The 22,910-nt window shown below is 62.2% G+C and carries 20 protein-coding genes; 5 read left to right on the top strand and 15 right to left on the bottom strand.

From position 1 onward, the window contains the following. Positions 1 to 40: 40 nt before the first annotated feature. Positions 41 to 793, bottom strand: coding sequence for an anti-sigma factor family protein (locus tag AC1M7R_RS21155; protein ID WP_490609895.1), 753 nt, complete (start codon positions 791 to 793; stop codon positions 41 to 43). Beyond that, positions 790 to 1,296 (bottom strand): sigma-70 family RNA polymerase sigma factor, encoded by a 507-nt coding sequence (locus AC1M7R_RS21160; RefSeq protein WP_072430395.1) that lies wholly within the window; start codon positions 1,294 to 1,296, stop codon positions 790 to 792. Before AC1M7R_RS21160 ends, AC1M7R_RS21155 begins: the two co-directional genes overlap by 4 nt. Before the next feature lie 166 nt (positions 1,297 to 1,462). On the opposite strand from AC1M7R_RS21160, the gene AC1M7R_RS21165 reads away from it, so the two are divergent. After that, positions 1,463 to 2,551, top strand: coding sequence for a catalase family peroxidase (locus tag AC1M7R_RS21165; protein WP_072388847.1), 1,089 nt, complete (start codon positions 1,463 to 1,465; stop codon positions 2,549 to 2,551). Beyond that, the gene (locus AC1M7R_RS21170; RefSeq protein WP_072388845.1) at positions 2,548 to 3,090 is read left to right on the top strand and encodes a cytochrome b; all 543 of its coding nucleotides are present in this window, start codon (positions 2,548 to 2,550) and stop codon (positions 3,088 to 3,090) included. Before AC1M7R_RS21165 ends, AC1M7R_RS21170 begins: the two co-directional genes overlap by 4 nt. A 67-nt stretch (positions 3,091 to 3,157) precedes the next feature. On the opposite strand, the gene AC1M7R_RS21175 is transcribed toward AC1M7R_RS21170, so the two are convergent. Continuing rightward, on the bottom strand, positions 3,158 to 4,309 hold the full coding sequence (locus AC1M7R_RS21175; RefSeq protein WP_490609896.1) for a M14 family metallopeptidase: 1,152 nt from the start codon (positions 4,307 to 4,309) through the stop codon (positions 3,158 to 3,160). Between the two features lie 478 nt (positions 4,310 to 4,787). Beyond that, positions 4,788 to 5,135 (bottom strand): DUF6124 family protein, encoded by a 348-nt coding sequence (locus tag AC1M7R_RS21180; protein WP_072388839.1) that lies wholly within the window; start codon positions 5,133 to 5,135, stop codon positions 4,788 to 4,790. A 128-nt stretch (positions 5,136 to 5,263) separates the two neighbouring features. Here AC1M7R_RS21180 and AC1M7R_RS21185 point away from each other — a divergent pair, with 128 nt between their 5' ends. Then, positions 5,264 to 5,911 (top strand): LexA family protein, encoded by a 648-nt coding sequence (locus AC1M7R_RS21185; RefSeq protein ID WP_072430398.1) that lies wholly within the window; start codon positions 5,264 to 5,266, stop codon positions 5,909 to 5,911. 28 nt (positions 5,912 to 5,939) lie between these two features. Here AC1M7R_RS21185 and AC1M7R_RS21190 read toward each other — a convergent pair whose 3' ends face one another. From AC1M7R_RS21190 to AC1M7R_RS21205, 4 genes are all read right to left on the bottom strand, one after another. Next, a complete protein-coding gene (locus AC1M7R_RS21190) occupies positions 5,940 to 7,889 on the bottom strand; it encodes an acetyl/propionyl/methylcrotonyl-CoA carboxylase subunit alpha (RefSeq protein ID WP_490609897.1) in 1,950 nt (649 codons plus the stop codon). Then, positions 7,886 to 8,719 (bottom strand): gamma-carboxygeranoyl-CoA hydratase, encoded by an 834-nt coding sequence (locus tag AC1M7R_RS21195; protein ID WP_072430400.1) that lies wholly within the window; start codon positions 8,717 to 8,719, stop codon positions 7,886 to 7,888. The genes AC1M7R_RS21190 and AC1M7R_RS21195 overlap by 4 nt, the downstream gene beginning before the upstream one ends. 14 nt (positions 8,720 to 8,733) lie before the next feature. After that, complete coding sequence (locus AC1M7R_RS21200; RefSeq protein WP_072388831.1) at positions 8,734 to 10,338, bottom strand: carboxyl transferase domain-containing protein; 1,605 nt, start codon at positions 10,336 to 10,338, stop codon at positions 8,734 to 8,736. Between the two features lie 90 nt (positions 10,339 to 10,428). Then, complete coding sequence (locus AC1M7R_RS21205; protein WP_072388829.1) at positions 10,429 to 11,592, bottom strand: isovaleryl-CoA dehydrogenase; 1,164 nt, start codon at positions 11,590 to 11,592, stop codon at positions 10,429 to 10,431. Between the two features lie 186 nt (positions 11,593 to 11,778). On the opposite strand from AC1M7R_RS21205, the gene AC1M7R_RS21210 reads away from it, so the two are divergent. Beyond that, positions 11,779 to 13,476, top strand: coding sequence for an AMP-binding protein (locus AC1M7R_RS21210; RefSeq protein WP_165887619.1), 1,698 nt, complete (start codon positions 11,779 to 11,781; stop codon positions 13,474 to 13,476). 642 nt (positions 13,477 to 14,118) lie between these two features. On the opposite strand, the gene AC1M7R_RS21215 is transcribed toward AC1M7R_RS21210, so the two are convergent. The 3 genes from AC1M7R_RS21215 to AC1M7R_RS21225 all read right to left on the bottom strand — a co-directional run bounded on the left by AC1M7R_RS21215 (position 14,119) and on the right by AC1M7R_RS21225 (position 16,545). Next, a complete protein-coding gene (locus AC1M7R_RS21215) occupies positions 14,119 to 15,018 on the bottom strand; it encodes a hydroxymethylglutaryl-CoA lyase (protein ID WP_072388825.1) in 900 nt (299 codons plus the stop codon). 63 nt (positions 15,019 to 15,081) lie between these two features. Continuing rightward, positions 15,082 to 15,483 carry a MerR family transcriptional regulator gene (locus AC1M7R_RS21220; RefSeq protein WP_072388823.1) on the bottom strand — a complete coding sequence of 134 codons (402 nt, stop codon included), beginning with the start codon at positions 15,481 to 15,483 and terminating at the stop codon, positions 15,082 to 15,084. Between the two features lie 132 nt (positions 15,484 to 15,615). After that, a complete protein-coding gene (locus tag AC1M7R_RS21225) occupies positions 15,616 to 16,545 on the bottom strand; it encodes a LysR family transcriptional regulator (RefSeq protein ID WP_072388821.1) in 930 nt (309 codons plus the stop codon). Between the two features lie 175 nt (positions 16,546 to 16,720). Between AC1M7R_RS21225 and AC1M7R_RS21230 the strand changes: the two genes are divergently transcribed. After that, complete coding sequence (locus tag AC1M7R_RS21230) at positions 16,721 to 17,950, top strand: acyl-CoA dehydrogenase (RefSeq protein WP_072430405.1); 1,230 nt, start codon at positions 16,721 to 16,723, stop codon at positions 17,948 to 17,950. 225 nt (positions 17,951 to 18,175) lie between these two features. Here the strand turns inward: AC1M7R_RS21230 and AC1M7R_RS21235 are convergent, their stop codons facing one another. The 4 genes from AC1M7R_RS21235 to AC1M7R_RS21250 all read right to left on the bottom strand — a co-directional run bounded on the left by AC1M7R_RS21235 (position 18,176) and on the right by AC1M7R_RS21250 (position 22,861). Further along, a complete protein-coding gene (locus tag AC1M7R_RS21235) occupies positions 18,176 to 19,045 on the bottom strand; it encodes an isocitrate lyase/PEP mutase family protein (protein WP_072388815.1) in 870 nt (289 codons plus the stop codon). Positions 19,046 to 19,268: 223 nt separating this feature from the next. Further along, positions 19,269 to 20,303 (bottom strand): arginine N-succinyltransferase, encoded by a 1,035-nt coding sequence (astA, locus tag AC1M7R_RS21240; protein WP_072388811.1) that lies wholly within the window; start codon positions 20,301 to 20,303, stop codon positions 19,269 to 19,271. Positions 20,304 to 20,364: 61 nt separating this feature from the next. Next, the gene (locus AC1M7R_RS21245; protein WP_072388809.1) at positions 20,365 to 21,381 is read right to left on the bottom strand and encodes an arginine N-succinyltransferase; all 1,017 of its coding nucleotides are present in this window, start codon (positions 21,379 to 21,381) and stop codon (positions 20,365 to 20,367) included. 130 nt (positions 21,382 to 21,511) lie between these two features. Beyond that, complete coding sequence (locus AC1M7R_RS21250; RefSeq protein ID WP_072458024.1) at positions 21,512 to 22,861, bottom strand: APC family permease; 1,350 nt, start codon at positions 22,859 to 22,861, stop codon at positions 21,512 to 21,514. Between the last annotated feature and the right edge of the window lie 49 nt (positions 22,862 to 22,910).

A 22,910-nucleotide genomic window follows, 5' to 3' on the forward strand; every position in this document is an offset into this window, starting at 1 on the left:
CGATCCCCTTTTGTGGACGCTTTCGGAGCCGGTCGAGGCGTCAGAAGTCCAGGGTCTGCCTGAGCTTCTGCGCCGCCGACAGATCGCTGGGGATGACCATCGCATAGTTGTAGCCTGGCCCGGACCAGTACTCGGCCTGCAGCTCGCCGTCGCGACGACTGCCGCGGGGCAGCAGGAAGTTTCTCGGGCCTGGTGGCCGTACGTAGAAGCTGATCTTCTGGCCGCTCGGGTCTTGATAGACCACCATGGCCGCCGCGCCTTGCTCGGTGCTGAGCAAGCGCCCGCTGACTGGCTTGAAGCCGGCGCCGGACAGGTCGGGCAAGGGATTGGCTTGGGTGAAGTAGCGGTCGAGCCAGCCTTGCATGCCACGCTCGTCGCCGGCCTGGTAGTCGGCCGGAAGAATGCCCTGCTGGGCAAATAACCGGTATGCCTGCATGGCGTCGGCCATGGGGGCTGCCGTGCTGAGCAGCGTCATTTCCCGGGCCTGCCAGCCAGTGACCCCGCCCATGCCCAGAGCCAGCAGCAAGGCCGCTGCGCTGGCCAGGTAGCGGCGGGAGCGCTGCTTGAGACGCTGTCGGATCATCGCCGGGTCAAGGTCCGGATTGGGCGGTTGTCCCAGGGCAACGCCCAGGGCCGTGCGCAGGTGTTGCGCGTCCCTTTGCCAGGCTCGGACCCGCGTGGCAACGTCGGGGTGGTGGGCCAGGTACGTTTCCATCAGGCGCTGGTCGGCCTCGCTCAGTTGTCGATCGACATAGGCGTGCAGGTCGTTGTCGGTGGGGGGCATGCTGATCATTTGAGTATCCGCAGGGTGGGGCGGGTGATTTCGCCATCGCTGAGTTGGCGCAGGGCCTGGCGGGCGCGGGACAGGCGTGACATCACGGTGCCGGTTGGTACGCCGAGGATGTCGGCGACTTGCTGGTAGCTCAAGCCTTCGACCGACACCCATAGCAGCAGCGCCCGTTGTTCGGTGGTGAGTTGGTCGAACGCCTGCAGAGACGACTGGGCGATCACGCTGCGCTCGGCCGAAGGCTGGGCGTCGTCGCGTCCGGTAAAGAACTCCAGCATGCGCGCATAGCGCCGGGACCGGCGATGGGCATCGACAAACTGCCGATACAGGATCGCAAACAGCCAGGCCCGCAAATCGCCTTCGGCACGCTTGTCGTTCCACTTGGCCAGCGCCCGTTCCAGGCACATCTGCACCAGGTCGTCGGCATTGCTGGGGTTGCGCGTCAGCGACACGGCAAAGCGCCGTAGCCGGGGGATGAGCACGCGCAACTGTTCATCGAGTTCATTCATGGAGTGTGGCTTCAGTTGGGCAGCCAGTGCGCCGAGACAGGCAAGACGCCCCGTGAACCAGATTATTCCAGCGCCGGAAAAATAAATACGAGGCGTGGGAATAAACCTTTCGGGTCTTCGTCTGACAGGTCCTTCTGCAAATGGCCCTGGGCCCTGGAGCTTCGTCATGGTTGACCCTTCCTCCCCCCGCTCATCGAGCCGGCCGCCGTTGAGTGCCGCCAGCCTGACACTGCGCCTGAGTGGCATCGCCGTTATCGTGGCCGCACTGGCTGGTGCGTTTGCCTATGTCAATGGCGCTCTCGATCCACAGCGCCTGACGCCCAAGGCGCTGGTCAATGTGCTGGAAAAGAACAACGGTATGCATCCCGGCTTTCGTCGCAACCACTCCAAAGGGGTTTGTGTCGCGGGCTATTTCGAAAGCAGCGGCGAGGCGCGAGCCTATTCCCGTGCCCAGGTGTTCGCGCAGCCGCGCACGCCGGTCGTCGGACGTTTCGCCTTGCCCAGCGGCAACCCGTACGCACCGGACGGCAGTGTGCCGATCCGCAGCCTGGCGTTGCGTTTCACCCAGGCCGACGGCCAGCAATGGCGCACCGGCATGAACAGCATGCCGGTATTCCCGGTGGGCACGCCCGAGGCGTTCTACCAGTTCCAACAGGCCCAATCGCCCGATCCGGCTACGGGAAAACCCAATCCGGCGGCGGTGCCGGCGTTTTTCGCCGCGCATCCGGAAGCGGTGCCGTTCCTGCAATGGATCAAGACCGCGAGACCGTCGGCCAGCTACGCCACCGAAACCTATAACGGCATCAATGCGTTCTACCTGGTCAACACGGCAGGGCAACGCCAGGCGGTGCGCTGGGGCGTGGTGCCGATGAGCCAGGATGCCGCCGACGCCACGCCGCCCCAGGGCGCCGACTTCCTGGAACAGGACCTGAGCAAGCGTCTTGCCAACGGCCCCCTGCGCTGGCAACTGCAGATCACCCTGGCCAATCCGGGCGATCCGATCAACGACGCCAGCAAGGCCTGGCCCGCGGACCGCAAGGTGCTCAATGCCGGCACGCTGGTGCTGGAGCGCACCCAGGCGCAAGACAACGGTGAGTGCCGCGACATCAACTATGACCCGCTGATCCTGCCCAGTGGCATCGAAGGTTCCGAAGACCCGTTGCTGGCGGCGCGGTCCGCCGCATACGCCAGTTCCTACCTGCGACGCACCAGTGAAGTGAGCCAACTGCCCGCCACCCAGGAGAACCGCCCATGAACGCTCCCCGTCACTTCGCACCACTGGCCCGGCTGCTTCACTGGCTGATGGCCTTGATGGTCATTGCCATGCTGTTCATTGGCGCGGGCATGGTGGCTTCGGTGTCCGAGCGTCATGAGTGGCTTTTGCAATTGCACAAGCCGCTGGGCATCGCGATCCTGCTGCTGGTGATCCTGCGCCTGGTGGTGCGCTTTACTACCCGGCAGCCGCCGCTTCCGGCCGACCTGCCGGGCTGGCAGGCACTGGCGGCCAGAGCTTCGCATGGGCTGCTGTATGCGCTGATGCTGGGCTTGCCGTTGCTGGGCTGGGGCATGATCTCGGCGGCGGGGGATCCGGTGATGCTCAGCGACTCGCTGCGCTTGCCGTCCATCCTGCCGGCGGATGCGCAGACCTTTGCGCTGTTACGCAAGGCCCATGGCTACTTGGCGTACCTGCTGTTCCTGACCGTGTTGGTGCACCTGGCGGCGGCATTGTTTCACGGTTGGGTCCGTCGGGATGAGGTGTTGGACAGCATGTTGCGCGGATCCGGCCGGCGCTGAGGCCGTTTCCCGGGGCGCCGTCGGTTTCGACGGCGCCTGTGGATTGCGAAGGTGCTGGAGCGGCCCCTCAGCGCAGCTCGTCGACCATGTCCGCAATGGTGCTCAGGACATCCTTGCCCAGCTGCATCGAACGCCTGCCGGACCAGCCCGTGTGCGGGTTCGGATGGTCGTCGTGGTCCTTGAAGGGCATCTCCAGGGTCAGGGAAAGGCAGTCGTATTTCTGCCCCACCGCATTGCAGGCCAAGGTCATGTTGGCCTGGCCGGGCTCGTCGCGGGTATAGCCGTGGGTGGTCTGGAAGTCCTTGGTCTGGTGCTTGAGGTGGCTGCGGAAATGCTCTTCGAGTCTTGCAATACGTGGCGTGTAGCCCGGATTACCTTCGCAGCCGGCGGTGAAGACATGGGGAATGGCCTCATCGCCATGGGCATCGAGAAACAGATCGACACCGTATTTTTCCATCTGCTGCTGTACGAAAAACACCTCGGGACTGATTTCCGGGCTGGCGTTCTGCCAGGCGCGGTTGAGGTCCTGGCCCATGGCGTTGGTCCGCAGATGGCCGTGGAACGCACCGTCCGGGTTCATGTTCGGGACCAGGTAGAGATCAGCCTTGGCCAACAGCCGGTTCAGTTGTGCATCGTCCTTGTCCTGGAGGCGTTCGATCACGCCTTCCATGAACCATTCGGCCATGTGCTCGCCAGGGTGCTGCTGGGCGATCATCCAGATCTTGCGACGGCCTTCGGCCCCGCTGCCCTTGCGCAGCAGCTGGATATCACGGCCTTCGATGCTCTTGCCGACAGCCAGTAGTTCGGTTCCGGCCTTGTGTTGCGCCTGCTCGATCAGCCAGTCGTGCCGGCCTCGGCTGTAGGGCTCGAAATAGGCGAACCAGGCGTGGGATTGCTCGGCTTCCAGGTGGAAGCGCAGGGCGTCGCCTTCAAACTGGGTCGGGATGCGGAACCAGTTGACGTGATCGTAGGAGGCGACGGCCTGGTAACCCGTCCATGCGTTGTTGTAGGACGATTGACTGGCGTTGAGCAGGCGAAAGGAATACTCCTGGCCGACGTGCAGACCGCTGGCCTTGAAGTGGAACCATTGGAAATGAGCGCTGCGGGTGTCGGGCCTGATTTTCAGCAACGACTGCAGCGGGTTGCTGATGTCCACGACCTCGATATTGCCGCTGTCGAAATTGGCAGTGATATCAAAAGAGGATTTAGCCACGGTCACGATTCCCGAAAGGATTTTTATGGCCGTTACTTTACACAAGAAAGGAAAAATCGGGACGATTTACAGCACGCGAGGAGGGGGCGTCCTCCCTGGACGCAAAAGCAGCTTAGAGAGTCTGCAATTGATTCTCAAGTGCTGCCTGTCGATAGTTCTTACCGCTGTGGCGGGTGACGCTTGTCAACCAATATTCATTTGCTATCATCGCCGGCATCGAATCAGCGACACCCGAAAAGACTTCATTAGCCTGAAGCCATAAGCCGAAAATCGGCAAAAAAAAGACCCGGCAAAAAGCCGGGTCAAAAACCGTGATTAGCCTGATGAGGAGATATTCCAGAAGTCCGACCAAGGTCTTCTGGTCTATCGACTGATCTCGCGACCAGCTGATGCAATAATAATCATTATCATTTGCAAGTCAAATGATTTTATTGCGTTCATTGGAAAAAATTTTCCTGTCGCCGCGCTCGTGGCGCCATCCCGGTCAGGACGCCTGACGGCTGGGGTAACCATCCAGTGACCGGTCGAGCATTACCTTGACCAGATCAATCATATGCACCACCGAAAAGGCCAGGTCACGGCTCGATCCTTCCAGCCGGTTGGCAGACTCGTGGGCGGTGGCCGCTGCACAGCGCAGCAGGTCGCTGGCGTGTACCAGGGCTTCCTCCGCGCTGACATTGCGATTAACGTCGAAGAAGCGATGCTCCTGGGTCTGCGTAACACCTGGTTTCAAGTAATAGTCCAACGCCCGTTGGGCGGCTGGGCAATCCTGTAGCGAGGGGAAAGCGCTGTCGAGGGGACGGCCGGGTTCGTCTTTGCTGGGTATGTCCATGGTATCGAGGTTCTCCTTGGGGGAATGGAATCCTCGATCCAGAATAGTACCGATCGTAATTGTGACGACAATTTAAATACTACAATATGTGTTTTGACGGTCGGAGCCATCCACGTATCGTGCCGCTCATGGATAAATGGATAGAGTTGGTCAAGGCCAAGATGAAGGAGCTGCGCGTCACGCAAGTGGTGCTCGCAGAACGTTTGGGAATGTCTCAGGGCGGCGTCGGCCATTGGCTGACCAAGCGTCGGCAGCCCAGTGTCGAAGACATGAACCGGGTCCTGCAGGAATTGGGCATGGAGTTCCTCGAAGTGGCGATGGTGATCCGCGAACCGGACACCTCGACCGCGGAAGGCATGGCCCTGGCGCAGAAGTACAACCCGTACTTCCGCTACCCGGTGAGTGACTGGCACCAGATGGGCGAAGTTCGCGACGGGGAGCCTGGCGACTACGGCCAGGCGCGCTATGAGCTGACGGATTACCACGCCCAAGGGGACGCATTCTGGCTGGTGGTGGTGGGCGATGCGATGACCGCGCCGACCGGACTGAGCATCCCCGAAGGCATGTCGATCCTGGTGGACCCGGCCATCGAAGCGGTGCCGGGCAAGCTGGTGGTCGCCCAGTTACCCGGCTGCAGCGATGCGACCTTCCGCAAGCTGATCGAAGAGAGTGGCCAGCGTTACCTGGTCCCCCTCAACCCAACCTACCCGAAAAGCCTGTACACCGAGCAATGCCGCGTCATCGGTGTGGTCGTGCAGGCCACCATCAGATTCTGAACCGGATCGGCCCTGGATGGGCCGATGCCTATTCCTCGAACGCCACCAGCGCGTTGCCCTCGCTGACCATTTCGCCTTCCTGGCAAAACAACGCCTTGATCACACCGGCCTTTGGCGCACGAATGCTGTGTTCCATCTTCATGGCTTCCAGCACCACCAGTTGCGTGCCTGCTTCCACGGCCTGGCCAGGGCTGACCAGCACTCGGACGATGCTGCCGTTCATGGGGGCGGTCAGGCCGCCCTGGTGGCTGTGGCTAGCCTCCGCGGCGGCCAGAGGGTCGTACAGGTCCACTCGATGCAGGTCGCCTTTCCATTGCAGATACAGGCTGTCACCTTGGCGTATGGCTCGGTGACTGCGGCGCATACCGTCGTGCTCGATGATCAGTTGTTCGCCACGAAGCTCGACGGATCCAGCCTGGACGTCCAGCGTCATCGCTCGATCCTGGCCTTCGCAGCTCAGATGCAGGGTCGTTTCCCTTGGCAATCCCAGGCGCAGGCCGGTGGTCTCGGACCAGGGCGAGCCGCTGTCATCGGATCGTCTGCGCGGCACCAGGCTCAAGGCCAGTCCCTGGGCTGCGGCGAGCCAGAAGCCGTCATCCAGTTCGCCGGGTTCCGGCAGTAACTGCGCCTGATAACGTGGGATAAATCCGGTATCCAGCTCCGCTGCGGCGAAGGCGGGATGAGCCAGGATGCGCCGCAGGAAACCGATATTGGTCTTCAGGCCACCGATGGCAAACTCGTCGAGCATGCTCAAGAGCCGCAACCGCGCCTGTTCCCGGTCTTCGCCCCAGGCGATCAGCTTGCCCAACATCGGATCGTAGAATGGCGAAATTTCGTCGCCTTCCTCTACGCCACTGTCGACGCGGCGCCCCGGTGCTGCCTTCGACTCGCGATAAAGGGCCAGGCGCCCGGTGGCCGGCAGGAAATCGTTGGCCGGATCCTCGGCGTACAGCCGTACTTCGATCGCGTGGCCCCGCAACGGAACCTGCTCCTGGGTGATCGGAAGCGCCTCGCCCTGAGCGACGCGAATCTGCCAGGCCACCAGATCCAGTCCAGTGATCGCTTCGGTGACCGGGTGCTCGACCTGCAGGCGGGTGTTCATCTCCATGAAGAAAAACTCGCCCCGCGAATCCAGCAGGAACTCCACGGTGCCCGCGCCGACATAGCCGATCGCCTGGGCCGCACGCACGGCGGCTTCGCCCATGGCCCGCCGCAGTTGCGGGGTCAGGCCGGGAGCGGGAGCTTCTTCCACCACCTTCTGGTGTCGGCGCTGGATCGAGCAATCCCGTTCATTGAGGTACAGGCAGTTACCATGCCGGTCGGCGAATACCTGGATTTCCACATGACGAGGCTTGAGCAGGTATTTCTCCACCAGCATCCGCGAGTCGCCGAAGGACGATTGCGCTTCCCGCTGCGCCGATGCCAGGGCTTCGGCCAGTTGGCTGACGTCCTCGACGACTTTCATGCCTTTGCCGCCACCGCCGGCGGTGGCCTTGAGCAGCACCGGGTAGCCGATGCGTTCGGCGGCCACGCGAAAGGTTTCCAGGTCCTGGGCTTCGCCATGGTAGCCGGGGACCAACGGCACGCCGGCGGTTTCCATCAGGGCCTTGGCCGCGGATTTACTGCCCATGGCATCGATGGCCGAGGCGGGCGGGCCGAGGAACATCAGCCCGGCGTTTTCCACGGCCCGGGCGAACCCTGCGTTCTCGGAAAGGAAGCCGTAGCCCGGATGAATAGCCTGGGCGCCGCTGGCCTGGGCCGCGGCAATCAATTTGTCGATCTGCAGATAGCTGTCGGCGGCCTTGCTGCCTCCCAGGTCGACACGGATGTCGGCTTCACGGCTGTGGCGAGCGTCGCGATCGGTTGCGCTGTGGACGGCCACGGTGGTCAGCCCCATGGCCTTGGCGGTGCGCATCACGCGGCAGGCGATTTCCCCGCGATTGGCCACCAGCAGCGTAGTGAGGACTGGGACGCTCATTGACGCGGCTCCTTACGTTTCGAGGCGGTCGGGTTCGGCTCGGCTTGCCAGTTTGGCGCGCGCTTTTGCAGAAAGGCCCGCAGACCTTCCTGGCCTTCGGGGCTGACGCGGATACGGGCGATTGCATTTTCGGTATAGCGCCGCAAGGCCGGGGTGAGGGCCCCGTTGCCGACTTCGCGCAGCAGCTCCTTGCTGGCGCGCATGGCTGCCGGGCTGTTGAGCAACAGGTTGTCGATCCAGCGGTCCACCTGCTCGTCCAGGGTCTCGGATGGGTAGCTTTCCGATAGCAAGCCTATCTCTTTCGCACGTTGTCCGCCGAAGCGTTCTGCCGTGAGGGCGTAGCGTCGCGCGGCTCGTTCGCCAATGGCTTGCACCACGAACGGGCTGATCACGGCCGGTGCCAGGCCGATGCGCACTTCCGACAGGCAGAACTGCGCGTCATCGGCCCCGATGGCCATGTCGCAGGCGCTGATCAAGCCCAGGGCACCGCCGAACGCCGCGCCCTGGACGACCGCCAGCGTAGGAATCTTCAACTTGGCAAGGTTGTACATCAACTCCGACAGCTCCCGGGCATCGTCGAGGTTGGTGTGGTAGTCGAGCTCGGCCGACTGTTGCATCCAGGCCAGGTCGGCGCCGGCGCTGAAGTGCTTGCCTCGGCCACGGATCAGCAAAAAGCGCAGGCCCGGGTCGCTGCCGACCTGGTCGAGGGCCAGGATCAGCTCGCGGATCATTTCGGCGTTGAATGCGTTGTTCTTCGACTCGCGGCTCAGCCACAAGGTGGCGACGCCGCGCGAGTCGGTGAGCAGTTCGAGGGTGTTGAAGTTATCCATGGACATTTTCCCGGTTACATCCGGAACACGCCGAAGCGGCTCGGTTCGATGGGCGCATTCAATGATGCGGACAAGGCCAGGCCCAGCACGTCGCGGGTCTGGGCCGGGTCGATGACACCGTCGTCCCACAGCCGCGCACTGGAATAATAGGGGTGACCCTGTTCTTCGTACTGGTCGAGGATCGGTTGCTTGATTTCGGCTTCCTGGGCGGCGCTGAACGGATGGCCGCTGCGCTCGGCCTGCTCCCGCTTGACCTGCACCAGCACACCGGCTGCCTGCTCGGCCCCCATCACGCCGATCCGCGCATTCGGCCACATCCACAGGAATCGGGGATCGTAGGCACGCCCGCACATGCCATAGTTACCGGCGCCGAAGCTGCCGCCGATGATCACGGTGAATTTCGGCACCCGGGCGCAAGCCACCGCGGTGACCAGTTTCGCGCCGTGCTTGGCAATGCCGCCGGCTTCGTACTTTTGTCCGACCATGAAGCCGGTGATGTTCTGCAGGAACAGCAAGGGAATGCCGCGCTGGCAGGCCAGCTCGATGAAGTGGGCGCCTTTTTGCGCGGCCTCGGCAAACAGGATGCCGTTATTGGCCAGGATCGCCACCGGATAGCCGTGCAGATGGGCAAAGCCGCACACCAGGGTGGTACCGAACAACGCCTTGAACTCGTCGAACACCGAGCCGTCCACCAGGCGCGCGATGACTTCCCGGACATCGAAAGGCTGTTTGGCATCGGCCGGCACCACCCCGTACAGTTCGTCGCTGGCATACAGCGGGGCGATCGACGTGTGTGTGTGCATGTCGCCCAGCTTGCGCCAGTTCAGGTTGGCGACGCTGCGGCGAGCCAGTGCCAGGGCGTGTTCATCGTTATCGGCATAATGGTCGGCCACGCCGGAGACCTTGCAGTGCACGTCGGCACCGCCCAGGTCTTCGGCGCTGACCACTTCGCCCGTGGCGGCTTTTACCAACGGTGGGCCGGCCAGGAAGATGGTCGCCTGTTCGCGGACCATGATCGCCTCGTCAGCCATCGCCGGCACGTAGGCTCCCCCGGCGGTGCAGGAGCCCATTACCACCGCGATCTGCGGGATACCCTGGGCGCTCATGTTGGCCTGGTTGAAGAAAATCCGTCCGAAATGTTCGCGATCCGGAAACACTTCGTCCTGACGCGGCAGGTTGGCGCCGCCGGAGTCCACCAGGTAGATGCAGGGCAGGCGGTTCTGCTGGGCGATGGCCTGCGCCCGCAGGTGTTTCTTGACTGTCAATGGGTAATAAGAGCCGCCTTTGACGGTCGCGTCGTTGGCGACAATCATGCATTCGACGCCTTCCACCCGACCGATTCCGGCGATCACACCGGCGGCGGGCACATCTTCCCCGTACACCCCATGGGCGGCGAGCGGGCTGATCTCCAGGAACGGTGAACCGGGGTCCAGCAACCGATTGATGCGTTCGCGAGGCAGCAGTTTACCCCGTGACGTATGGCGTTCCTGGGCCTTGGCGCCGCCGCCTTGCTGGACCTGAGCGAGCACGGCGCGCAGGGCCTCGACTTGCCCGAGCATGGCGTCGCGATTGGCAATGAATTCCGGCGAGCGCGGATTGAGCTGGGTATGCAGGATCATGGCTACTCCGTAGCAGCTTCAAGCTTCAAGCTTCAAGCCAGAGCACGAACGCTTGCAGCTCAAGGCTTGTCGCTTGCAGCTTGTGAAATTTCATTTCGTTTCGTTGAACAGTTCGCGACCGATCAGCATCCTACGAATCTCACTGGTGCCGGCGCCGATCTCGTACAGCTTGGCGTCACGCAACAGGCGTCCGGCGGGGAATTCATTGATATAGCCGTTGCCGCCCAGGATCTGGATGGCCTCAAGGGCCATTTGCGTGGCGCGTTCGGCGGTATAGAGGATGACTCCGGCAGCGTCCTTGCGAGTGGTTTCGCCGCGCTCGCAGGCCTGGGCCACCGCATAGAGGTAGGCACGGCTGGCGTTGAGCTGGGTGTACATGTCGGCCACCTTGCCCTGGATCAACTGGAATTCGCCGATGCTCTGGCCGAACTGCTTGCGGTCGTGGATGTAGGGGACGACCAGGTCCATGCACGCCTGCATGATCCCGGTGGGGCCGCCGGACAACACCACGCGTTCATAGTCGAGGCCGCTCATCAGGACCTTCACCCCGCCGTTGAGCGCACCGAGAATGTTTTCTTCCGGCACTTCGACGTCATCGAAAAAAAGCTCGCACGTGTTGGAGCCGCGCATGCCGAGCTTGTCGAACTTGTTGCTGCGGCTGAAGCCTTTCCAGTCGCGCTCGACGATGAACGCGGTGATGCCGTGGGCACCCTTTTCCAGGTCGGTCTTGGCGTAGATCACGTATGTGTTGGCATCGGGACCGTTGGTGATCCAGGTCTTGCTGCCGTTGAGCACATAGCGGTCGCCACGTTTGTCGGCCCGCAGTTTCATGGACACCACGTCGGAGCCGGCATTGGGTTCGCTCATGGCCAGGGCGCCGACGTGTTCGCCGCTGATCAGTTTGGGCAGGTAGCGGGTTTTCTGTTCGTGATTGCCGTTACGGTTGATCTGGTTCACACAGAGGTTGGAGTGGGCGCCGTAGGAGAGGGCGACCGAGGCCGAGCCGCGGCTGATCTCTTCCATCGCCACGACATGAGCCAGGTAACCCAGGCCGGCGCCACCGTAGGCTTCCGGCACGGTGATGCCCAACAGACCCATGTCGCCGAACTTGCGCCACATGTCGGCGGGAAACAGGTTATCGATATCGATCTGCGCCGCTCGCGGTGCCAGCTCGGCCCTGACGAAGGCCTGCACTTGGTCGCGCAGCATGTCGATGGTTTCGCCGAGGGCAAAATTCAGGGAAGGGTAGCTCATGGGACACCTTTGGCTTTTTTATAGGGTGCGGAGAGCGGGGGAGTGCTCTCACCTTTACGTTAACGTAAGCCTGGGATGGGCGACTGTCAATCACCCTTTACGTTAACGTCAACTTGAGCGAGAGTAAGAGGGCTTGTGCAGCAAGGGACATCGCTTCACCCACTAATAAAGACAAGAGGGGGCGTCATGGATCAACCCGGTTCACATTCGCAGCTCAGCTACACCCGTGGCTCCCAGGCCGAGGCCCTGCTGGCGCAGACCATCGGCCAGGCTTTCGACGAGACCGCATCCCGCTATCCCGATGGCGAAGCGTTGGTGGTTCGCCATCAGTCGCTGCGCTACACCTGGCGGCAACTGGCCGACGCGGTTGATTTGCATGCCAGGGCCTTGCTGGCGCTGGGCCTGAACGCTGGCGACCGTCTAGGTGTCTGGGCGCCCAATTGCGCACAGTGGTGCATCAGCCAATTCGCCAGCGCGAAAATCGGCGTGATCCTGGTCAACATCAATCCTGCCTATCGCAGCGGTGAGCTGGAGTATGTGCTCAAGCAATCCGGCTGCCAGTGGCTGGTATGCGCCGGGGCGTTCAAGCGCTCCGACTACCACGCCATGCTGCAGACCCTCGTGCCTGAGCTGGCAGAGCAATCGATCGGCCAGCTGCGCAGCGAACGCCTGCCGGATCTGCGAGGTGTGATCAGCCTCGATGCCCGGCCGCCCTCCGGTTTCCTGCCCTGGTCGCAACTGTCGGGCCTGGGCGCGGCGGTGCCCCCCGGTCAATTGGCCGAGCGCCAGGCCAGCCTGCATTTCGATCAGCCGGTGAATATCCAATACACCTCCGGCACCACCGGTTTCCCCAAGGGCGCAACCCTCAGTCATTTCAACATTCTCAACAATGGCTACATGGTCGGCGAAAGCCTCGGCCTGAGCGTCGCCGACAGGCTGGTGATCCCGGTGCCGCTCTATCATTGCTTCGGCATGGTCATGGGCAACCTGGGCTGCATGACCCATGGCAGCACGATGATCTACCCCAACGATGCCTTCGACCCGCTGTTGACCCTTCGCACCGTGGCCGAGGAAAAGGCCACCGCGCTGTATGGCGTACCGACCATGTTCATCGCCATGCTGGACCAGCCGCAGCGCGGCGAATTCGACCTGTCCAGCCTGCGCACCGGCATCATGGCCGGGGCGACCTGCCCGATCGAAGTGATGCGGCGGGTCATCGGCGAGATGCACATGGCCGAAGTCCAGATCGCCTACGGCATGACGGAAACCAGTCCGGTATCGCTGCAGACCGGTCCTTCAGACGAGCTGGAGCTACGCGTGGCCACCGTGGGTCGGACCCAGCCGCAGCTGGAAAGCAAGATCATCGACGACGCCGGCGATATCGTGCCCCGTGGCAGCATTGGCCAATTGTGTACCCGTGGTTACAGCGTGATGCTCGGCTACTGGAACAATCCCCAGGGAACCGCCGAGGCCATCGACCGGGACGGCTGGATGCACACCGGCGACCTGGCCACCATGGACGCGCAGGGGTACGTCTGCATTGTCGGGCGTAACAAGGACATGATCATCCGTGGTGGGGAGAATGTTTACCCCCGCGAACTGGAAGAGCTCTTCTTCACCCACCCGGCCGTGGCGGATGTGCAGGTGATAGGCATCCCTTGTCCACGCTATGGTGAAGAAATCGTTGCCTGGATCAAGTTCCATCCTGGTCACAGTGCCACCGGCGAGGCGTTGCAGGACTGGTGCAAGGAGCGGGTCGCCCATTTCAAGGTGCCGCGTCATTTCAGGTTTGTCGAGGAATTCCCCATGACCGTGACCGGCAAGATCCAGAAATTCCGCATGCGCGAGATCAGCATCGAGGAACTGCGCGGGGAGTCGAGCTAGGGGCAACACGTTGGAAGCGAGCTTGCTTGCGATGGCTGTGCATCTGTCGACAACCGGGTTGTCTGACACTCCGCTATCGCGGGCAATCTGGCGGGAAGATAGGGAAGATGCAAAGCACAAAGGGGAGCCGAAGCTCCCCTTTAATTTTGTCGTCGCGTGCTCTTTTTATTATTGAGGGGCGGCCTGTTGTTGTTTTTGGTGACCGTGACCCTTTACCGCTGTTTTGGGCGATCCCCATCCGGGATCAAGAGCAAACGTATTTTTTTGAGCGCTGATCTGCTTTTTCGCTTAGCGATCCAACCGATTCGGGTCCTACCTGAGGGTAGTCTTATTGTTCTCTGCCCGGTTGCGGGTTGCTTCTGGAAGCACCCTGAAAAGCACACCTTCTCCAAAAAAATCTGTTAGCTGCGTCTCTGCCGTGTTGTTTTTGTTATGTCAGAGTCGTTTCGTCTTGTTTTTATTAGGTTTGCCGCTTTTTTATTCTTGTTATGCCAGAGAGATAGCAGGTGCCGTGCCAACTTTTAAAAATCCTTTTAAATCAATGTCTTGAGATTTTCATGGGAAAATCGCGGCAGTGTAGATCTGACAAATTGTTTCCGTGTTACTCGTTTGGCCGTCCCCCAAAGGGGGGCGGTAACACCTTCACTGTGCACTGAGGGCCTTGGCGACCCGTGAGCCGGTCGGACGACCGAGCACGCTGCAGATCTGTCGGCCCGCGGCGATCAAGGCGTCCAGGTCGATGCCGGTTTCAATGCCCAGGCCATTGAGCAGATACAGCACGTCCTCGGTGGCGACGTTACCGCTGGCGCCTTTGGCGTAGGGGCAGCCACCGAGGCCGGCAATGGAGCTGTCGAACACCGCGATGCCTTCCAGCAGGCTGGCGTAGACGTTGGCCATGGCCTGACCGTAAGTGTCGTGGAAATGCCCGGCGAGCCTGGCGCGAGGCACCTGCTCACCGACCACCTCGAACATCTTGCGTGTGGCGCCCGCGGTACCAGTGCCGATGGTGTCTCCCAGGGACACTTCGTAACAGCCCATCGCATACAGCTCCCGGGCGACCCATGCCACCTGCTCGGGCTTGACCGCGCCTTCATACGGGCAGCCCAGCACACAGGACACGTAGCCCCGCACGCTGACGCCGTTTTGCCCGGCGGCCTCCATGATCGGCGCGAAGCGTTCCAGGCTTTGCTTGATGGAGCAGTTGATGTTGCGCTGCGAGAACGCCTCGGACGCAGCCGCGAACACCGCCACTTCCTTCACGCCGGCCGCCAGAGCGTCTTCGAAACCCCGCAGGTTCGGTGCCAGGGCGCCATAGGTCACGCCGGGCTTGCGCTGGATTTGCGCGAACACTTCGGCGGAGCCGGCCATCTGGGGCACCCACTTGGGCGAGACAAAGCTGCCGACCTCGATGTAACCCAGGCCAGCGGCACTGAGGGCATCCACCAGGCGTACCTTGTCGGCGACACTGATGGGGTGGGCTTCATTCTGCAGGCCGTCACGGGGACCGACTTCGATCAAGCGTACAAAGGAGGGAAGGGACATGGAGATTGACCTGTGGTAGTGGATGCGCCCGCTCCCAAAGGGGCTGGCGTCGTTATTGGGTCGTTACTGGACAGCTTCCTGTCCCTTGAGCGTTTGCTCCAGTGCCTGGATGCAGCGTTCCTCGGCCGTATCGAGTTCCAGCTTCATCTGCTCGATGTCCAGCAGTTGCTGTTCGAGTTGTTCCCGGCGCTCGGCGATTTTCGCCAGCATGCTGTTCAACTGCTTCTGGTTACCGCTGGAAGGGTCGTAGAGTTCGATCAGTTCGCGGCATTCGGCCAGGGAAAACCCGATGCGCTTGCCGCGCAGGATGAGCTTGAGGCTGACCTTGTCCCGTGGTGAATAGATGCGTTCCTGGCCTCGTCGCTCAGGGCTCAGCAGGCCCTGTTCTTCATAGAAGCGGATTGCTCGGGTCGTGATATCAAGCTCCCGGGCAAGATCGGAGATGCTGTAGGTCTGGCTGCTCATGGACGCGCTCGAAACGAAAGGTGCTGGCGCTAAGCTAATGGCAGGTTGACGTTCACGTCAAGCATGGGGGCTGCGCTACGTTGGAGCATGAATCGGTGGGAGCGGGCTTGCGCACTCCCACCATTTGATCCTTCAGACTTTGTCGAGCTTCTTCTCGTGCGCCGTCACCTGCTGGCACAGCTCGATCATCTGTTCGCGCATCCAGCGGTTGGCCGGGTCCTGGTCGGTGCTTTCATGCCAGTAGAGGTGGGTCTCCACCGGCGGCACGTCGTTGACCGGTAGCAGGAAGGCGTGCAGGTCATGGCGACGCGCAAAGCGTTCGGGGACGGTCATGACCATGTCGGTCTGCTGCAGCACCTGCGAGGCCATCAGGTAATGCTGGGAGCGCAGGGCAATCTTGCGCTGGATACCCATCTTGCCGAGGGCCAGGTCCACATAGCCCAGGCCGTTGCGTCGGCTGGAAATATGCACGTGGGTCTGGGCCAGGTAGTCATCGAGGCTGAGTTTTTCCTTGCTCGCCAAGGGGTGGCCTTTGCGCATGGCGCACACATAACGGTCTTCCATCAGCTTGACGTGACGCACTTGAGGGTCGGTGTTGAGCGGCGCGTCCACGGCAAAGTCGAGGCGGCCGGCGGCCAGTTCCTTGGTGGTTTCCCGGCGCTTGGACAGGAAACTTTCGATGGCCACCGTGGGCGCCAGGCGGCGCAGGCGCTGGAACAACGGCGGCAGGATCACCCCTTCGGTCAGGTCGGTCATGCTGATGCGGTAGGTCTTGACCGCCTGGAGCGGGTTGAAGATCCGGCTTTCCTGTACCGACACCCGCAGCAGCGACAGGGCATTGCGCACCGGGCCGATGATGTTCTGGGCCATGGGCGTGGGCACCATGCCCTGGGCGGTGCGCACGAACAGCGGGTCGTTGAAGGTTTCCCGCAGGCGCGCCAGGGCGTTGGACACTGCCGGCTGGGTGATGCCGACGATCTGCCCGGCGCGGGTCAGGTTGGCTTCGGTGTAGATCGCATCGAAGACGATGAAAAGGTTGAGGTCGACCTTGCTCAGATTCATTGCGCTGCACTCTTGTTCTTGGACTTGGTGAGGTGCCGGAAGGCGATGCGAATCAGTGAAACATATATCGGTGATGAATGTTAATACACGCCGAGAATAGGTTAGGTAAATTTTCGTAGCTGAACTAGCATCGATTTCATGACCTAAAACAACCTCTGCCAAGAAGGTGCTGCCCATGGATTTTGCCTATTCCCCCAAGGTTCAGGAACTGCGTGAACGCGTCACGGCGTTCATGGATGCCTACGTCTACCCGGCCGAAGCAGTGTTCGAACGACAAGTGGCCGAGGGCGACCGCTGGCAACCCACGGCCATCATGGAAGAGCTCAAGGCCAAGGCCAAGGCAGAAGGCCTGTGGAACCTGTTCCTGCCCGAGTCCGAGCTGGGCGCCGGCCTGACCAACCTGGAATACGCGCCACTGGCAGAGATCATGGGGCGCTCGCTGCTGGGGCCGGAACCGTTCAACTGCTCGGCGCCGGACACCGGCAACATGGAAGTCCTGGTGCGTTACGCCAATGAAGAGCAGAAGCAGCGCTGGCTGGAACCGCTGCTGCGGGGTGAGATCCGGTCGGCCTTCGCCATGACCGAACCGGATGTGGCCTCTTCGGACGCGACCAACATGGCTGCCCGGGCCGAGCGCGACGGCGACCAGTGGGTGATCAACGGCAAGAAGTGGTGGACCTCGGGCGCCTGCGACCCGCGCTGCAAGATCCTGATCTTCATGGGCCTGAGCAACCCCGATGCGCCGCGCCACGCCCAGCATTCGATGATCCTGGTGCCGGTGGATACCCCCGGGGTCAAGATCGTCCGGCCTTTGCCGGTGTTCGGTTACGACGACGCCCCCCACGGCCATGCCGAAGTGCTGTTCGACAACGTGCGGGTACCATACGAAAACGTCCTGTTGGGTGAAGGACGAGGCTTTGAAATTGCCCAGGGGCGCCTCGGCCCCGGGCGCATCCACCATTGCATGCGGTCCATCGGCATGGCCGAGCGGGCACTGGAATTGATGTGCAAGCGTGCCGTCAGCCGTACCGCCTTCGGCAAGCCGTTGGCACGCCTGGGCGGCAACATCGACAAGATCGCCGACTCGCGGATGGAAATCGACATGGCTCGCCTGCTGACCTTGAAGGCGGCCTACATGATGGACACGGTCGGCAACAAAGTAGCGAAGAGCGAAATCGCCCAGATCAAGGTGGTTGCGCCCAACGTCGCCCTGAAGGTCATCGACCGTGCGATCCAGATCCACGGCGGCGCGGGGGTTTCCGGCGATTTCCCGCTGGCCTACATGTACGCCATGCAACGGACCCTGCGTCTGGCGGACGGCCCCGATGAAGTCCACCGCGCGGCCATCGGCAAGTTCGAGATCGGCAAATACGTGCCCAAGGAGATGTTGCGTAGCGGGCGCTGAAGGCCTGCTTCACCCTGGCAACGCCATCGCGCTCATCACAGATCCCCTGTGGGTGCGAACGTGCTCGCGATGGCGTTGCTACATCCGGCACGCATGCAAGCTGAACCACCGCCATCGCGAGCAAGCTCGTTCCCACAAGGAGTGTGGGGGGCGAGGCAGGTGTCGCACCGCAAACCTACTGTGGGAGCGAGCTCGCGATGGCCGCTTCCCGGACAGTGCGTTTTCTTACTCCTTGACGCTCATGTACTCCTCGGCCCAACGGATATATTCCTCGGGCTGGGTGTAGGTGTGGGTCAGTTCGGTGGCGCTGAGGTCCGATGCCTGGGTGAAGATCTGCCGTTGCTCGCGAAGGCTGTCGTACGTGGCCTTGATCGCGGCGAAGTAGGCGCCGTGGCCATCGATGGTAACCCGCACGCCCAGCTCGGCCAGGCGCTTGTCGTCCCGCAGGAGCGGATTGCCGTAGGTGACGAGCATCAGCGGCACATTCAGGTTCTCGCTGATCTTTTCCAGGTGATCGAAGTCCTGGACACCCACCATGCAGATCCCGTCCGCCCCGGCACGTTCATATTGCTGGGTACGGCTGATGACTTCCTGGACCGGCAGGATGCCGGCGTTGGTGCGGGCGATGATCGCCATTTCCGGATCGACCCGGGCCTCCAGCGCCGCGCGGATCTTGCCGACGCCCTCGGCGACGCTGATCAGGTCCGTGGACTTGCGCCCGAACTGGGCCGGCAGCAGCGTGTCCTCGATGGTCAGGGCGGCCACCCCGGCACGCTCGAGCTCGATGATGGTGCGCATCACGTTCAGGGCGTTGCCATAGCCATGGTCGGCATCGGCGATGACCGGCAATTGGGCCACGCGACCGATGCGGGTGGCCTGTTCGGCGAATTCGCTCAGGGTGATCAGCGCGAAGTCCGGCGCCCCCAATACTTGCAACGACGCGACCGATCCTCCCAGGATCCCTACTTCGAAACCCAGGTCGGCGGCGATGCGCGCCGACATCGGGTCGAACACCGAGGCGGTGTGATAGCAGGTCCGGGAAGCCAGCAGTTGACGAAAGCTACGGCGTAAATCTTGATGGGAAAGCCTGGACATATGAGTTCCACCAATGGAATGGAAGGGCTTGAGCAAAAGTGTCAACGCCGAAGGAGCCAAAGGCTATCACGTGGCAAGCGCAAGGAGGATGACGAATGCGCATGGGCTATGCCTTGCGTGCAAGTACGGTGAGTTCGCGGGCGATGGCTGATGGAAAGATACAACGATCCCGCTGCACGGTGATATGTCTTGTGTTTTGCGCCGCGAGCGTTGCAGGCCCGCGCTAAGCCGCCGCAGCCTGGCGTCCCTGACCGAGCAGCGGCACGGCGCGCACCGTATCGCCCGGCTGCATCTGCAGGCGTTTGACGGTAAGGCGATCGACCAGCAGGCTGTGGCCGTGCTGATGGGCCCGGGCGCTGGTGACGCGGCAGTTCGCCAGGCGCCGGTTGTGGATCAGCCAGACCGGTGCCTGTTCGTCCAGCGTGCCGATGGCCAGGGCCAGTGACTGGCTGTCACGCACGCTGCGGATCTTCGACACTGGCGCCTCGATCACCGGGCCCCCGTCGAAGATATCGATGTAGCCCTTATGGCTGAAGCCCTCGGCGCCGAGAATCTTCAGGGCCGGTTCAGTGTTCGGATGGGCACGGCCAATGGCGGCCTGTGCCTGTTCGGTGAGCATGCAGGTATACAGCGGCTGGCGCGGCATCAACTCGGCAATGAAAGACTTGTTGCCCATGCCGGACAACTGATCGGCATAGCTGAAGTCTTTCTTGAAGAAGTGTCGTCCCAGGCTGTCCCAGAATGGCGAGCAACCGTTCTCGTCGGCATGGCCTCGCAGCTCGGCGATGAGTTTCTCGCCGAACAGCTGGGAGAATTCGGCGACGAACAACAGGCGCGCCAGGGACAGCAGGCGCCCGTTATGGCCGTGACGCTGGGCGGGGTGCAGGAACAGGGAGCAGATTTCCGATTGCCCGGTCATCTCGTTGTTGAGAAACAGGGTGGGGATCTGCCGCTGGATGCCCAGTTCCGGGGCCGAGCTGACGGTGACCCCGACCCGATAGTTGTACCACGGCTCCCGCAGCCCGACGGCACCGGTCAGGGCGCTGATGCCAACCACTTGGCGGTCGTCGTCCTCCAGCACGAACAGGTAGTCGGCGTCGGCGCGCTCGACCTGCCCGGCAAAGGTGCGCTGGGCCCAGCGTACGCGGTGGGCCAGGCGTTCCTCGTTGGCCGGCAGGCTGGTGAACCCCGGCCCGGCGCAGCGCGCCAGTTCCAGCAAGGACGGCAGGTCGGTAATGGCGACCGGGCGGACAATCATGATGCGGCTCCTTCGTCGTGTCGGCCTGGGCGCAGGACCAGGACAGGACTTCCCGTGACGTTCATAGGGTGATCACCCGGATCCGTTCGCCTTCGTCGATGTCCAGCGCGGCGAGCATGTCGGGCGTCAGGGCCACGGGCCCCTCGGCGGCGACATCCAGCTCGGCCACGATGGCGCGATAGTCTGCAAGGCGGTCGTTGCTCACCAGGTAGCGGCCCCGGGCGTCAATCTGCGAGCTCTTCCAGGTCTGGACCATGCGACTTCGGGCGATGGAGCGGATGTTGGCGATACGGGCGTGCAGGGTTGGCCCGCCGTCGAACAGGTCTACATAGCTGTTGGTCTCGAAGCCTTCGCGCGCCAGGATGTCGAAGGCTTCCTGGCCATCGGGATGAACCCGACCGATGCAGGCCTGGGCCTCGGGCGGCAGCATCGGCACATAGAGCGGGTACTGGGGCATCAATTCGGCGAGGAAGGATCGGCTTTGCAGGCCGCACAACCGTTCGGCTTCGACGTAGGGCAGGTCGAAGAAGTGCTGGCCGATTGCATCCCAGAATGGCGACTGGCCGTCATCGTCGCTGTAACCGACGATTTCGGTGATGACCGATTCGGCGAAGCGTTGCGGATGCGCGGCGATGAACATCAGGCGGGCCCTGGACAGCAACTCCGATTCCGCCGTGCGCACCCGGTCGGCGTCGATGTGGAAACCGCGCAGCAGCGTCTGGCCCTGCAGATCCTGGCACAGCGACAGTGCCGGTACGCCATGCTGGATGTTCAACTCCCGGGACTCGCTGGAGAATGGGCGGTTGCGCAGGCTGTAGAACGGTTCGTTGCAACCGGTGCTGGCGAGGATTTCGGAACAGCCCACCAGGCGCCCGGAGACCAGGTCCTGCAACACGAAAAAATAGTTTTCCCCGCCAGGTGCTCGCACATCAGCCTCGAACGAGGCGCACGAGTCGAGGATTTTTTCTCGCAGGCGCTCGATGTCGTCTGGAAGCGACGTCACCCCCACCAGACTGTCACGGGCCAGTTGCTGCAGTTGCGGCAAATCGCTTGGTTGAACTGGACGTAAGGCCAGCATGGATTGCACTCCTGTTCCTGAGCCCGGTGATCTGCACCGGGCTTGACGATCACTGTCGATGTCCACGCGTCGTAACCGTTGTGTTGTCGCAGCGCGATGACCGACACCCCCTTGCGATCATCGCTGAACCTCAATGACCTGCCGGATCGGGCAGGGCCGTGCTGGCGCCGAATTTATTGAGCAGGCACAGATAGACGACGCCCGCTGCGATCCAGACCAGGCCGAGCTTTTGCGCGTCCACGCCCATGTTGTACATGATGGCCGCGACGATGCAGAAGCCTATCAGTGGGCAGATCAGGTGGCGGACCACTTGTCCGGACCGCTGGCGACGCCAGTAATGGTTGATCACGGTGACATGCAGCAGCATGAAACCACTCAGTGCGCCGAAGTTGACCAGTGAGGTCAGGGTATCCACGGCATTGATGAACAGGTAGCAGATCAGCAGCGACAGCACCGCCACCAGGTAGATGCTCAGGTACGGGGTGTTGTGTTTTGGATGGACCTTGGCCAGCACTTTGGGCAACTTGCCGTCTCGGGCCATGCCGAACAACAGGCGCGACACCGCGGCTTGGGAGGTGATGGCCACGGCCACGCCCCAGGACAGCGCGGTGGCGACGGCCGTCATGGTGGCCAGCCAGCTGCCGGCGGCCAGTTCGGCGATTTCATAGAAAGCGGTATCGGCGGACTTGAAGCCCATGCCGGCCGCCAGGTCCGTGGCGATCCAGGTCTGCACCACGAAAATCACCCCCATGACCAGCAGCGTGAGCATCGCGGCCTTGCCGACACTGCGACCCGGATCGCCCTTGATTTCTTCGGCCAGGGTGGAAATGGCGTCGAACCCCAGGAACGACAGCACGGCGATCGACACGGCCTGCATCAGCAGGGCGAAGTTGAAATGCTCCGGACTGTACAGCGGCGCCAGGGTCAGTTGGCCGTTACCCGCGCCACCGTGCAGGGCATTCCAGGCATAGGCCAGGAAAATCCCCAGCACCACCAGCTGCGCCAGCAGGAAGATGATGTTCATCCGGGCGGTGAAGGTGATGCCTCGCAGGTTGACGAAGGTCGCGCTCACGAGGAAGGCCAGGATGAAGCCGACCTTGGGAATCTCCGGGTACAGGTGATTCAGCGCCATGGCGGCGTAGACATACAGCAGCGGGGGAATCAGCAGGTAGTCCAGCAGCATCAGCCAGCCGGCGATAAAGCCTACATGTGGGTTGAGACCCCGTTGTGCGTAGGAATAGACGGAGCCGGCCACCGGAAAGGCCCGGGCCATGCTGCCATAGCTCAGCGCGGTGAACAGCATCGCCACCATGCCGATGATGTACGCCAGCGGCACCATCCCCGGCGCCTCCGCGTTCACGTAGCCGTACACGCCGAACGGCGCGATAGGGATCATGAAAATCATCCCGTACACCACCAGGTCCGTCAGTGACAGGCTGCGTTTCAATTCCTGTTTGTAGCCAAATGCCTCGATACTCACAAGCCGTTCTCCTTTTCAGCCGATCATGGATTTTCAGGATGTCTTGCCG

The sequence above is a fragment of the Pseudomonas sp. MS01C9 genome, from assembly GCF_058202755.1.

Coding starts and splice junctions, on each gene's coding strand:
- AC1M7R_RS21155 (WP_490609895.1), bottom strand. CDS start 793: ATGATCAGCATGCCCCCCACCGACAACGACCTGCACGCCTATGTCGAT.
- AC1M7R_RS21160 (WP_072430395.1), bottom strand. CDS start 1,296: ATGAATGAACTCGATGAACAGTTGCGCGTGCTCATCCCCCGGCTACGG.
- AC1M7R_RS21165 (WP_072388847.1), top strand. CDS start 1,463: ATGGTTGACCCTTCCTCCCCCCGCTCATCGAGCCGGCCGCCGTTGAGT.
- AC1M7R_RS21170 (WP_072388845.1), top strand. CDS start 2,548: ATGAACGCTCCCCGTCACTTCGCACCACTGGCCCGGCTGCTTCACTGG.
- AC1M7R_RS21180 (WP_072388839.1), bottom strand. CDS start 5,135: ATGGACATACCCAGCAAAGACGAACCCGGCCGTCCCCTCGACAGCGCT.
- AC1M7R_RS21185 (WP_072430398.1), top strand. CDS start 5,264: ATGGATAAATGGATAGAGTTGGTCAAGGCCAAGATGAAGGAGCTGCGC.
- AC1M7R_RS21190 (WP_490609897.1), bottom strand. CDS start 7,889: ATGAGCGTCCCAGTCCTCACTACGCTGCTGGTGGCCAATCGCGGGGAA.
- AC1M7R_RS21195 (WP_072430400.1), bottom strand. CDS start 8,719: ATGGATAACTTCAACACCCTCGAACTGCTCACCGACTCGCGCGGCGTC.
- AC1M7R_RS21200 (WP_072388831.1), bottom strand. CDS start 10,338: ATGATCCTGCATACCCAGCTCAATCCGCGCTCGCCGGAATTCATTGCC.
- AC1M7R_RS21205 (WP_072388829.1), bottom strand. CDS start 11,592: ATGAGCTACCCTTCCCTGAATTTTGCCCTCGGCGAAACCATCGACATG.
- AC1M7R_RS21210 (WP_165887619.1), top strand. CDS start 11,779: ATGGATCAACCCGGTTCACATTCGCAGCTCAGCTACACCCGTGGCTCC.
- AC1M7R_RS21215 (WP_072388825.1), bottom strand. CDS start 15,018: ATGTCCCTTCCCTCCTTTGTACGCTTGATCGAAGTCGGTCCCCGTGAC.
- AC1M7R_RS21220 (WP_072388823.1), bottom strand. CDS start 15,483: ATGAGCAGCCAGACCTACAGCATCTCCGATCTTGCCCGGGAGCTTGAT.
- AC1M7R_RS21225 (WP_072388821.1), bottom strand. CDS start 16,545: ATGAATCTGAGCAAGGTCGACCTCAACCTTTTCATCGTCTTCGATGCG.
- AC1M7R_RS21230 (WP_072430405.1), top strand. CDS start 16,721: ATGGATTTTGCCTATTCCCCCAAGGTTCAGGAACTGCGTGAACGCGTC.
- AC1M7R_RS21235 (WP_072388815.1), bottom strand. CDS start 19,045: ATGTCCAGGCTTTCCCATCAAGATTTACGCCGTAGCTTTCGTCAACTG.
- astA (WP_072388811.1), bottom strand. CDS start 20,303: ATGATTGTCCGCCCGGTCGCCATTACCGACCTGCCGTCCTTGCTGGAA.
- AC1M7R_RS21245 (WP_072388809.1), bottom strand. CDS start 21,381: ATGCTGGCCTTACGTCCAGTTCAACCAAGCGATTTGCCGCAACTGCAG.